General features: G+C 69.1%; 12 protein-coding genes. All 12 read right to left on the bottom strand.

The features are described from left to right. Positions 1-9 precede the first annotated feature (9 nt). From BCEP18194_RS04390 to BCEP18194_RS04335, 12 genes are read right to left on the bottom strand one after another with little or no spacing between them, the layout of a single operon-like run. Complete coding sequence (locus tag BCEP18194_RS04390; protein WP_011350109.1) at positions 10-1,185, bottom strand: PLP-dependent decarboxylase; 1,176 nt, start codon at positions 1,183-1,185, stop codon at positions 10-12. Then, positions 1,175-2,164, bottom strand: a complete 990-nt coding sequence (locus BCEP18194_RS04385; RefSeq protein ID WP_011350108.1) for a 3-oxoacyl-ACP synthase — start codon at positions 2,162-2,164, stop codon at positions 1,175-1,177. Before BCEP18194_RS04385 ends, BCEP18194_RS04390 begins: the two co-directional genes overlap by 11 nt. A gap of 3 nt (positions 2,165-2,167) precedes the next feature. Beyond that, on the bottom strand, positions 2,168-3,151 hold the full coding sequence (locus tag BCEP18194_RS04380; protein WP_011350107.1) for a ferritin-like domain-containing protein: 984 nt from the start codon (positions 3,149-3,151) through the stop codon (positions 2,168-2,170). A gap of 1 nt (position 3,152) precedes the next feature. Next, a complete protein-coding gene (locus BCEP18194_RS04375) occupies positions 3,153-3,776 on the bottom strand; it encodes a hypothetical protein (protein WP_011350106.1) in 624 nt (207 codons plus the stop codon). 1 nt (position 3,777) lies between these two features. After that, entirely contained in the window at positions 3,778-4,662 is an 885-nt protein-coding gene (locus BCEP18194_RS04370) for a hypothetical protein (RefSeq protein WP_011350105.1), read from the bottom strand. Between the two features lie 7 nt (positions 4,663-4,669). Then, positions 4,670-4,924 carry an acyl carrier protein gene (locus tag BCEP18194_RS04365; RefSeq protein WP_011350104.1) on the bottom strand — a complete coding sequence of 85 codons (255 nt, stop codon included), beginning with the start codon at positions 4,922-4,924 and terminating at the stop codon, positions 4,670-4,672. A gap of 58 nt (positions 4,925-4,982) precedes the next feature. Then, positions 4,983-6,092: a hypothetical protein gene (locus BCEP18194_RS04360; RefSeq protein WP_011350103.1), complete on the bottom strand. Its 1,110-nt coding sequence runs from the start codon at positions 6,090-6,092 to the stop codon at positions 4,983-4,985. A gap of 15 nt (positions 6,093-6,107) precedes the next feature. Continuing rightward, positions 6,108-7,427 carry a hypothetical protein gene (locus BCEP18194_RS04355; protein WP_011350102.1) on the bottom strand — a complete coding sequence of 440 codons (1,320 nt, stop codon included), beginning with the start codon at positions 7,425-7,427 and terminating at the stop codon, positions 6,108-6,110. Then, positions 7,417-8,157 carry an outer membrane lipoprotein-sorting protein gene (locus tag BCEP18194_RS04350; protein WP_011350101.1) on the bottom strand — a complete coding sequence of 247 codons (741 nt, stop codon included), beginning with the start codon at positions 8,155-8,157 and terminating at the stop codon, positions 7,417-7,419. Before BCEP18194_RS04350 ends, BCEP18194_RS04355 begins: the two co-directional genes overlap by 11 nt. Beyond that, positions 8,154-9,371 (bottom strand): ABC transporter permease, encoded by a 1,218-nt coding sequence (locus tag BCEP18194_RS04345; RefSeq protein WP_011350100.1) that lies wholly within the window; start codon positions 9,369-9,371, stop codon positions 8,154-8,156. Before BCEP18194_RS04345 ends, BCEP18194_RS04350 begins: the two co-directional genes overlap by 4 nt. Continuing rightward, entirely contained in the window at positions 9,343-10,053 is a 711-nt protein-coding gene (locus tag BCEP18194_RS04340; protein WP_011350099.1) for an ABC transporter ATP-binding protein, read from the bottom strand. The genes BCEP18194_RS04345 and BCEP18194_RS04340 overlap by 29 nt, the downstream gene beginning before the upstream one ends. After that, positions 10,050-11,813 (bottom strand): fatty acyl-AMP ligase, encoded by a 1,764-nt coding sequence (locus BCEP18194_RS04335; protein WP_011350098.1) that lies wholly within the window; start codon positions 11,811-11,813, stop codon positions 10,050-10,052. The genes BCEP18194_RS04340 and BCEP18194_RS04335 overlap by 4 nt, the downstream gene beginning before the upstream one ends. Positions 11,814-11,937 lie beyond the last annotated feature (124 nt).

The following is an 11,937-nucleotide window of genomic DNA, read 5'->3' as shown; positions in this document are numbered from 1 at the left end:
CAGGTTGGACTAGGCGGGCCGCACGTACACGTGCGCGGCTTCGTGGGACAGGAAATGCGCCATCGAGTACGTGCGGTGATACGCGCCGCAGCGCGCAAACACGGCGATGTCGCCGACCTGCGGCGGTGCGCCCGTGTCGTCGCGGCCGATCACGTCCGCACGGCTGCAGGTACTGCCGACATAGATCGTCGGCACGCCGCGTTCGGGCGGTGCTGGCGTGCGGCGCACGAGCGACGGCGCCGCCAGCCGGCGCATCACCGATTCGGTCTGCGCAAGCAGGAACGCGTGCGACAGCCCGCCGTCGCAGACGGCGATCGTGCGGTCCTGCCACGTCTTGACCGCGACGACGCGCGTCGCGAACACGCCCGCGTCGGCGAAGATCGCGCGGCCGGATTCATGCGCGAGCGAGTACTGGCCGGACAGTGGCGCGAGCGCGGTGGCATAGCGCTCGAACGCGGCGTCGCCCGGGTGATCGTCGGCAAAGCCGCCGCCGAGACTCAGCGACCCGAGCGGGGCGCCGTTGGCGGGCGCGAGATCGCGGGCGAGCGCCGCGAGCCGTTCGGGCAGCACGAGCGTGTCGGGCTGCGTCGCGTCCTGGCGGATGAACGAATGCGGGCCGGAGAACACGTGTAGCCCGGCTACCGGCAGGCTGGCAGCGGCGAGCGTGCGCACCGCGTCGTGCGCCTCGTTCGGCGTCATCCCGAAGTGGTCGTGCCACAGTGCCCGGGCATCGTCGCCGGCCAGCGCGCCGGCATTCACGCGCAGCAGGACCGAGCCCGGCGTGCTGCCGCCGGCTGCCGCTTCGCGCGCCAGCGGCACGAAGCGCGCGACCGCGTCCGGGTTGTCGAGCACGAAATGGCAGCGCGACGCGAGCCCGGCGCGCATGAACATCTCGTCCATCGACGGGTTGTTCAGGTAGCGCGGCGTCTTGATCCTGCCGATCACCGCATCGAGTTCGCCACGGCTCGCGAGTTCGACGCCGTCCTCGTACGCATGCGCGCAGCGCGCGAGCATGTCCTGGTTCGGGTTCGCCTTCAGCGACACGATCAGCCGCGTGCCGAGCCGCGCCTTCAGCGACCGGTAGCGCGCGATCGCGACTTCCGGCTCGTACACGTAGCACGGCGTGCGCAGATCGGCGATCCACGCATGGTCGCCGGCGGGCGGAAGCGGGCGCTCAGGCGTCATGGCGGCCCACCGGATGGAGCGTGGCGGCCGCGTACGCGCCGCAGTTCGACTGCATCACGCCTAGCACGCGCTGGCCGCGCGCGACCGCGTCGAGCCCGACGTCGGCCAGGTTGATCGGGAAATCCGAACAGCACGCATGGCCGCGCGCATGGATGTTTTCCGCATAGAGTCGCTCGGCGGGCACGCGCATCGCGCGGCACAGCGCATTCCAGCCGGGCAGGTCGGCGTTGTGCGGGAGCACGAGTTCGTACGCGTCGAGCGCGTGCGGTTCGAGCGCGACCGCCGCGTCGATCGCCTTGCGCGTGTACGGCCACTCCATCATGATCAGGTCGGCCTCGTTCGCGGCGACGGTGTCCGAGCCACGGTGCCATTTCGCATGCGTCTCGATCGCGATGCCGCCGAGCCGGTTCTTCGTGCTGTTGCGCGCGATCAGCATCGCGGCCGCGCCGTCGCACTGCACGCCCGTCATCTGCCGCATCCGGTAATCCTCGCCGTACACGCGGTCGGACGACACGACGAGCGCCGCATCCATTTGCGGATAACGGCGCATCAGCGCGCGCACGGTCTCGATGCCGGCCGCGACCGACACGCAGTTCAGCTGCGCGACCGAGCCGAGCCACAGCGGCTCGATGCCGAGCTGGGCGGCCAGCTCGTGCGGCAGGCTGCGCGGCGCGGGCGGCACGCTGAACTGCTGCGTGTGCACGTGCACGATCGCGCCGATGTCGGACGGATGCACGCGCGCGGTGTCGAGCAGGCGGCCAGCCGCCGCGATCGCGAGATCGGTCTCGCTCGTGTCGAGCGCCATGTGGAAATAGCGGCTGCCGGAGTGCGCGATCGCCGCGGCCCGCTGCGCCGGGTAGTCGCGCTCGGCGGCCCAGGCCTCGATATCGACGGGCAGGCCCGGCAGCTCGTAGGCCACCGCGTCGATGCCGATCCAGAAGCCGGCGTCGCGGGATGCTTGGGAGGCGTTCGTCGTCATGGTTCAGTTGAGCGGCATCGCCGCGTAGTCGAGGACGTCGAGTTTTTCGAAGGTCGCCTGCACGGTCGGCGTGAGCAGGCCCATCTCGCGGATCGTCGGCACCAGGCGCCGGAAGATCGAGCGGCGGATCGAGCTGGAGACCGGTGATTCGCGCACCATCGCGCTGCACTCGCGCTTCGACAGCCCCATCGGTTCCCAGATGTCGTCCGCGCACAGGTGCTCGTACAGCACGGCCGCGCCTTCGCAGACGAACTCCTCGCGTTCGCGCAGTTCGACCGCGCTCATCTCCGCATACACGCGGCACAGCGTGATCCGGCCGACCGCGAAGTGACGCGCTTCGTCGCGCTGGATCCGCAAGAACAGGTCCTTGATGAACGGATCGGTGCTGTACGCGACCACGCTCTGGAAGATCGACAGCGCGATGCCCTCGACGAGCACCTGCATCCCGAGGTTCGTCATGTCGAGCGCGCTGCTCGTGATCGTGTCGTGCAGCAGCCCCTTCAGCGAGCGGCTCATCGGGTAGCTGACGTCGAGCTTCTCGTTGACGAGCTTCGCGTAGGCCTCGACGTGGCGCGCTTCGTCCATCATCTGCGCGGCCGCGCACAGCCGCGCGCTCAGGCCGTCCTCGGCCGATGCGAGCTTCGACGCGCAGATCAGCGCGGCCTGCTCGCCGTGCAGGATCTGCGACAGCAGCCAGCCCTGCGCGTGATGGCGCACCTCGCGCTTGTCGGCGTCGGACAGCTTGCTCCACAGCTCCGTGCCGTAGATCAGCAGCGTCGGGTCGGGCATGCCGAGCGGATTCGCCGGGTCGAGGTCGTGGCTCCAGTCGACATCGGTCGCGACATCCCACTGCGCGGCCTTCGCCTTTTCGTACAACCGGTTCAGCGCCTCTTCGCGCAGTTCGTAGTCGTTCGACATCAGCGCGTCGACGGGCATCGACCAGCGGATGTCGGCCGTGTCCTGCATAACGGTGAGCGTGTCAGTCATTTCAAGGTCTCCCCGGCTGCGCGGCGGCGCCGGAATGATGGGCGGAATCGGTAAGCGTCGCGGGGGCGCCGCGTGGTGTGGCCGGGTGAGGGTCGAGGCGGATCGCATACGACGGCCACGGGCCGCGCAATTGCGCGTCGAAGGCGTCGGCGAGCCGCGCGGGCCAGATCGCGCAGCACACGCGGTTGTCGCCGGCGAACTCCGCATCGCGCAGGATGCGGTCGCCGATCCACACGACGGGGGCGCCCCGCGCAGCATCGCGTAACGCTTCGTCGTACAGGTGCACGCCGAGCAGCACGTGCGGCGCGAGCAGTTCGGCCGGCAGCGCGCCGAAGTACGGCGCGCAGACTTCGATGAACACGCGGGCGTCCGGATGCACGACGTCGCGGATCCGCGTGGTGATGTCGGCAAGGAACGCGAAATACTGGACGTGGTCGAGCAGCACGCGGTGATCGCCGCCGAGCGCATCGCCGGCGTCGTAAGCGTTGCCCGCGCTTTCCGCGAGCGCGGCGCGCGCATAGTCCGCCGGCGTGTCGAGCGGCATCCGGTACGCGCTCGCGGCGACCGCGACCGGCTGCTGCGCATCGCGCTCGATCCGGTAGGTGAAGTGAACGGGTCGCACCATGTCACGCCTCGTCGTCGAGAGAGAACGTCGCGTCCGGCGCGAACGCGACGTCGGCAACCGCGTAATAGCCGTTCAGCGCGAGCGAGCAAACGGCCGCACGGCGCGGCGTGTCGCCGTCGCGATGCGCGAGCAGCACCGACAGCCACGGATCGCTGCCGAACGCATGACCGAACAGCCCGTGACCGTCCGGCAGCAGCGGCGTCTTGCCGACGGACGCGAGCAGCGCGCGGCGCGACGTGGCCGGAAAGAACGGCAGCGCCGCCTGCAAGCCGGGGCGGGCCGCGCAGAAGGTGCGGATGTCGCGGCCCAGCCGCACGACCGCGCTGGCCGGTGGTGCGGCATCGGCCAGCACCGACGTCATGGACGGCGCCGCTTCGCGGCCGACGTCGACGAGCAGCGAGCACACGCCGAAGCCCGAACGTCCCCAGGCGGGGTTGCCGTGCCAGTACGTGAAGCCGTGCACGTCGATGTCGACGATCTGCAGCAGCAGCGTGCGCGGCCCGGTTTCGGCCGCGGTCGCGAGTGTGCGGCGCAACACGTAGCCCCAGCCCGCGCATTCGTACGAGCAGGTCATCCAGTCGGGCGTGTAGTCGTTCGCACCGGCAAGCGCCTGCGCGAACACGCGATGCTGCGGCGAATCGTTCATCAGCAGCATCGACAGGATCGTCGAGCTGACCACGTAGTCGTCCGCGCCGACCGCGCCGCACAGCCGCTCGCGTTCGGCACACGCGAGCGTGCCGATCGCGCGGGCCGTGTCGTCGAGCGGCACGGCCGCGCCGTCGCGCGACGGCGCGACGCGCCGGTACGCGAGCGCCTGCACGGTCAGCGCGGTCGCCGGGGCCGGCTCGGCGGCGGGGGCCGCCACGGTCGCAAGGGGCGCGAGCATCGTCGTGTCAGGCGGCGTGCTGCTGGCGGCGCAGTTGCGCGTCGAGCTGCTGCAGCGTCGTGTACTGCGTGATGTTCAGCGCTTCCGGATCGATCGAACCGTAGAGCTGTTCGCAGAACACGATCAGTTCGACGATGTTCAGCGAATCGATGCCGAGTTCGCCGATGCCGGCGTCGGTGTCGACGGTCTCGACATTGAGGATCTTCGCGACTTCGCGGGACAGGATGTCGAGCGCGTCGGCCGGAACGTTCTGGGTCGTCATGAGAGGAGCTCCTGATAATGAAGTGGGTTGATCGGGATCGATCGGCCTGTCGCGTGGGTCAACTGCCGGCTTCGCAGCGCAGGCTCTTGCGAAGCTCGTGATAACAACGGTACGAACTGCCTTCCATCTTCGAAAACGCCAGCAGGTCGCGCTGGTCGTCGAAAGTGGCGACCCTGCCGTCGCGCACGAGCGCCGTCAGGAACTCGTTCGACAGCAGCTTGATCGCGAGCACGCGCTGCACCTTGCCGAAGCTGTAGTGCGCGTCGTCGGTCTGGCTACGGGCGGCGTCGGCGATGAACTGGTGTACGGCGCGTGCGTCGGCATCGAGTTCGACGCGGCCGGTGCGTTCGAGCCAGTCGACGTGCGCCATCAGCGCGCGGACGAAGTAGGGGCGCACGACGGTCAGGTATTTGTTGAACACGGTCGGGCCGCCGATCCGCAGGCGATCCTCGGCGCTCACGCGCACCTGGCCGCCGACGTTCGCGAGCTGCAGGTTGCCCGCGAGGAACGGCGCGCCGCAGGTCATGCGTTTCAGCTTGCGGTACTCGTCGGGCCACACGAGGTAGGCGGCCGGGAACATCACGCCCGGCAACCGCGCGGCGACCACCGCCATGCAGTCGCGATGCGCTTCGATGCCCCATACCTTGTCGACGGTGAGCGCGAGGCCGTTGTCGTCGCTGCGCACGACCGTGCGCCATGCGGCGAGCGTCGGGCCGCCGCCGTCGCTCATCAGGAACGCGAAGTTGTGGCCGCTGTCGATGCAGTCGCATGCGCGACGGTTCTGGTCGTCCGAGAAGAACAACCCGAACATGATGCGGATGAATGCGCGCATGAACGGCTTGAACAGGTGATGGAAGCCCTCGCGGCCGATCTGTTCGAGCAGCGCTTCGGTGAGCGGCGCTTCGTCGTGTTGCAGCGGCGTCGACGCGGACGAATCGGGCAGCACGTCCGGCGTGGCCGCATGCAGCGCGATCACCATCTCGCTGTCGAGCAGCCGCACGGCGGCGGCTTCAACCAGCCGGGCGGCCGCGCGCGGCGGCGTGCCGAGCGACGCGATCGTGTCGAAGTGGCGCAGTACCGGATACGCGGCCTGGTCGGCCACGCGCAGCAGCAGCGGTGCAGTCGCGAGCGGGTCGGCGGACGAAGCGGGAACGGAAAGCGTGGACATGGGGCAGGGTTCCTGTCAGAAGCGCACGCGCACGGCGGCGTCGATACGGGTGCCGAGACCGACCATCCGGTACTCGGAGTTGCTGTCGGAGAACGCGCGGGTGACCGCGACATCGACGCTTACGCGCTTGTTCACGTCGGCGACGACCTGCGCGATCGCAAGCAGGCCCTTGTCCTGCGGCGAATAGACGCCGCGCAGCGAGTACTCGACGCGGCCGATCTTCTTGCCGAGCCGTGCGAACAGGTAGTCGCGCAGGTTGCCGTCGACGCTCACGAAATCGGCCGTGCCGCCGAGGCCGCCCAACGCGGCGCCGGGTGCGACAGGCAGCAGCGCATTGTTCGCGCGGACCGCGCCGACCATCTGGCGCCACTGGTTCGCGTCGTAACGTGCCTCGTCGTGCGACCACTCGACGATCAGCGAGAAGTTGCCGGGCAGCGCGCTTTGCATGCCGACCGCGCTGCGCCACATGTATTGGCGGTCATTGCGGCGATCGACCGCGTCGTACGCGGCGGGCGAATCGAGTGGCGTGCCGTTCGCGATGAAGGCCGGCAGCGGCCGCGTCGTGCCGCGCTCGAGCCACGCGCTCGCATAGACGGTGTTCGAGCGCGCGACGTCGAACGACAGCGTCGCACCGGCGCCGCCACGGCCCGCATGCCGGCCGGCGAGCAACGCGGCCGAGCCGCCCGACCAGTTGTACGCACCGCGCACGAGCTGCGTCGCGCCCTGCACGTCGCGGTTGTCGACGTCGCTGCGCAGCGTGCGGTTTTCACCGGCGATGATCTGCAGCGTGGTCTGTTCACCGGCCCATTTCGCTTCGACGAGCGGCGTGCCTTCGACGTCGCCGTAGCGGTCGTAGATGTCGGCCGTCGCGGCGCGCTTCTGGAAGAAGCCGAGCGGAAAGAACGCTTGCGACGTGTCGAGCGGATCGATCCGCTTGCCGGCGGTCAGCGTGATGCCGTTGTCGAACGCATAGCGCACGCCGGCCTCGTTGAAGCGGGTGGCCTGCGCGCCGAGCGAGTGGTTGCTGGCCACGGCACGCGCGTTCATGAACAGGTTCTCGCCGTCGATGCGTGCGAGCAGGCCCGCTTCCTGCAGGTTGCGCGGCTGGTCGCCGATCAGGTTCCCTAGCAGCGCGTGCCCGTCCATGCTGTCGACGGTGCGTGCGTAAGCGATGCCGTTCAGCGTGCTCAACTGTTCCATCAGCGATTCTCCGTGCGCGAGCGTGCAGCCGAGCGCGAGCGGGACGGCGAGCACGGCGGCGGGCCAGATGCGGCCGGATGATGGACGGAGGCGGTCACGATGGGCGTCGACATGGGCGTCGTGGTCACTGGCCATCGGCAAGCGTGTCGGGGTTGAACCAGCCCGACGGAATCTTGCGCGGCTGGCCGTCGAGGATGTCGACGACGCTCGCGCGCTGCTTTTCGATCTCGTTGCGATACGTGATCTTGCGAATCACCTTGCGCCCGTTGGCATCGACCGGTGTCGAGAAATCTGCACTGCGAAACAGCAGGCCGCTGGCAAGAAAGAACTGCGCGCGCACCGGCACGTCGGTGTCGGGCGTGACCCACAGCTTGATCGTCGGGTAGACGTTGTCGGGATCGGTCGCGGTCAGGTCGAGCTCGGTGGCCGGTTTGCCGGCGATCGTCGTCGCGCCGGCCGCTGCCGCTGCGTGATAGCTGTCCGCCCAGTGCGTGCGCGTGATGTCGCTGATCACGACCTCGCCCTGCAGCCGCTGCATCCCGTTGATGCGGACCGCGCTGCGTGTGTTCGGCACGTAGAACCAGTGGCCACGCGTCGTCGCGAGGTATTTCTGCCCGTCGTTCTCGCCGCTGCGCGTCAGCGCGAGCGTGTCGCCGTTGCCGCGCGTGTAGACGAGATAACGCGTCGCATCGCCGGACTGTCCGCCGACTTCGTTCGTGATCTGGATGTTCGTCTGCGTATCGGCGGCCGTGCTGCGGTACGCGTCGGCACGGGCGAGCATGGTCTGGGCCGTCGGGGCGTCGGCGGCATGAACGAGCGGCGCGCATGCGACGAGCGCGGCGGCCAGGTGGCGAATGCGAATCATGGGGCGAGTCCTTCGAGGATGTTGCGTTTGGCGAGCCCGAGCGTCGCGAGCAGCGCGGCAGCCACCCCGAGCACGACGAACGCGCCTTCGACGGCGGCCACGGCGGCCGGCGAGACCGTGAATTCGAGCAGGATCGACTTCACGCGGCCGGGCGGCGGGGGCAGGTGGATCTGCGCGTGATTGAGCGCGACCATCGTCAGCAGCGCCACCGCGATGCCGGCGGCCGCGCCAAGCAGGCCGAGGAAGGCGGTCTCCTGGATCAGCACGCCACGCACCGTGGCGGCCGGCACGCCGAGCGCGCGCAGCGTCGAGATCTCGCGGCGGCGTTCGACGATGCTCATCAGGATCCAGTTGCTCATCGACAGCAGGATCGTCAGGCAGAGAATCGCGCCGAACACCGAGAACTGGTTCTTGTACAGCGCGACGACCTGGTGATAGAGCGACACGAGCTGGTCCCAGGTCTTCACGTCGAGCGTCGGCAGCGCGGCGCGTAGCGTCGCGGCGGCGGCCGGCGTGTGTGCGGTGTCCGACAGGAACACCGCGATGCGCGACGCGCGGTCGGTGCGCAGCAGCGCCTGCGCGGCGGTGAACGTCACGTTGACGATCCGCTCGTCGACGTCCTTGTTGCCGGTGCTCATCACGCCGACGATCTGCGCATCGGTCGCGTTGATGCCGCCATGCGCGGTCGACGCCATCAGCTGCACGACCGAACCGACGTGCACGCCGAGCTTGCGCGCGAGTTCCGCGCCGACGACGACTTCGGTGCCGGGATTCGTTGGCGACAGGTAGCGGCCCGACAGCACCGTGTGATAGTCGAAGAACCCGGGCGGCTCGCGGTTCGGCTCGATGCCTTCGCCGACGAAGCCGTAGCTGAGATCGCCGTTCGAGATCAGCCCGTCGAAGTCGATGCCGCGCGCGGTGGTCGCGACGCCGGGCAGCGCCGCGATCGCGTGCGTCGCGGTGGCCTGTTCGTCGGCGGTCAGCCCGTACTGCAGCGGCCGCTCGCCGATCAGGTCGAGATAGCCGTGGTGCAGCACCTGCACGTGGCCGACGCCACTGTCGATCGACCCTTCGCGCACCGCGTCGAAGGTCGCGATCACATAGCCGAGCGCGAGGCTCGACGCGAACGCGGCGACGCCGATCATCGCCATCGTCAGCACGGTGCGGCGCTTGTTGCGCCAGAGGTTACGCCACGCAAACGTCGACCAGTTCACGATTCTCTCCCGGTACGCCGTCTCGCATCTCGATGCGACGCGGCAGGTGCGCGCACAGACGATCGTCGTGCGACGCAATCAGAAAGGCGGTGCCCAGCGTGCGGTTGGTGTCGAGGATCAGCTCGGCCACCGCGCGTGCGTTGGTACTGTCGAGGCTGGCGGTCGGTTCGTCCGCGATCACGATCGCCGGCTCCTTGGCGAGCGCGCGGGCCAGCGCGACCCGTTGCTGCTCGCCGCCGGACAGCTCGCCGGGGAGATGGCGTTCGCGCGCGGCGAGCCCCACCGCGTCGAGCATCGCGCGGGCGCGCTCGCGGCGCGTGCGCGGCGTGCCCCACGCGAAGCAGCCGAGCTCGACGTTCTCGAGCGCCGACATCACCGGTATCAGGTTGAACTGCTGGAACACGAAGCCGATGCGCTCGCGGCGAATCCGTTCGAGCGTGTCCGGCGCATCGTCGATCCGGCGGCCTTCGAGCCAGCGTTCGCCGCTGCTCGGCACGTCGAGAAAGCCGGCCAGGTTGAGCAGCGTGCTCTTGCCGCTGCCCGACGGGCCGACGAGCGCGACGACATCGCGTTGGCCGATCGAGATCGTCGCGCCGCGCACCGCGACGACGCGGCCCGCGCCCTCGTACACGCGCGAGACGTCGCGCAGTTCGAGCACCGGCGTGAGTGGGGTGGCCGTCATGCGTACGCTCCCTGGCCGGCTTCGGCGGCGGCCGTTGCGTGGATGACGGACAGCGCGCCGTTCGCATAGAGGTCGCGGCACTTCAGGCGTTGCAGCTTGCCGCTCGTCGTGCGCGGCAGCGAGCCGGGTTCGACGAAGCACAGATCCTGCGCGGCGAAACCGATCCGCGATGCGAGCAGCTGCTGGCACTCGGCGCGCGTCTGCGGCGTCGCATCGACCGGCCGCGCCTCGATCGCGACGACCAGCCGCTCGGTGCCGGTCTCGGGGTCGGGCAGCCCGAACGCGATGCAGGTGCTCTTGCGCAGTGTGCGATGGGAGGCCAGCGCTTCCTCGATTTCATGCGGGAAGTAGTTGCTGCCGCGAATGATGATGACTTCCTTCTTGCGCCCGAGGATATGGAGCTGGCCGTCGGCGACGTAGCCGATGTCGCCGGTGCGGAACCAGCCGTCGGCCGTCAGCGGTGCGGCGATCGAGCCATCGTCGGGATTCAGGTAGCCGAGCATCACCGACGTGCCGCGGATCGCGACTTCGCCGACCGCGCGGTTCGCCAGCGGGTGGTCGCCGTCGTCCAGGATCCGGAACGCCATGCCTTCGATCGGCGTGCCCATCGCGAGCACGGTTTCGGTGTCGGTGTCGGCGCCGTCGTTCGCGGCGGCCGGTTGCGCGTCGCGGCGCTCGATCAGCGCGCGCCGGTCGAGCGTATCGGCGATCACGTACGGCGCGCCATCGACCGTGCCTTCGTGCCACGCACGATGCATCGACACCGCAAGCGTCGATTCGGCCATTCCGTAGCACGGCTGCAGCGCCGATGCCGCGAGGCCGTACGGTTCGAACGTCGCGGTGAAGTCGCGCAGCGTCGCGTCGTCCACGCGTTCGCCGCCGATGAAGATGTTGCGGCACGCGGAAAGATCAACGCCTTCCATCGCGGCGGCATTGAAACGGCGCACGCAATAGCGCAGCGCGAAGGTCGGCACCGACGTCGTCGTTGCGCGTGCCGACGCGATGCGCTTCAACCAGCCGAGCGGATTCCGGATAAAGCTGTTCGGCTGCATCATCAGCAGCGGCGCGCGGTAATGCATGTTCGACAGCAGCGTGAGCAGCCCCATGTCGTGATAGAGCGGCAGCCACGACGCGGTGCCGTCGCCGGCCGCGAGGTCGAACCGCACCGACCCGCCGATGCCGAGCACGTTCGCGATCACGTTCTCGTGGCTGAGTACCGCGGCCTTCGGATGCGATGTCGAGCCCGACGTGAGCTGGACATGATGCGGATCGCGGCCATGCTTCCCGCTGATCAGCGCACGTGCACCGGCATCCGCGACGATCGACAGCGTGTCGAGATCGACGACCCGCGTGGATGAAGCGGGAAACGCGTCGTCGCGCCATGCGGCCGATTGCGCGTCCGCGGCGATGACGAGGCGCGGCCGGTACAGCTCGCAAGCGACGTCGATCACCTGGCGCCCGGTGGTGGCGCGGCGCGCGGGAACGGGCACGGTGCAGGGCAGTGCGCCCGTCATCACGCAGGCCATCATCGCGGCTGCGTGCTCGACCGACGCGGGCAAGGCCAGCATCACCAGGTCGTTCTCGCGCACATCGAGTTCGCGCAGCGCGCCGGCCTGGCGAAACACTTCTTCCGCGAAGCGCCGGTACGTGATGCTCGCCTCGTTGCCGGCGTCGTCGACGAACGTCATGCGATGCATGGCGCCCGCGACGTCCTCGAGCGATTCGATCAGGCGATGAATGGTGGATGCGCACTTCGTCACGAGGATTCTCCCCTTGAGGAACACGGCCGCTCGCGCCACGGTGCCGGCGGCGCCGTTCGTCGAGTGAGGGGGATTCTTGCCGGATCGACATGACGCGACAAACGGAATATTTGCAGGCTATGCA

The sequence above is a fragment of the Burkholderia lata genome, assembly GCF_000012945.1.
In the GTDB taxonomy this organism is placed as follows: Bacteria; Pseudomonadota; Gammaproteobacteria; order Burkholderiales; family Burkholderiaceae; genus Burkholderia; species Burkholderia lata.
This window is presented reverse-complemented; position numbering and strand designations above follow the sequence as displayed.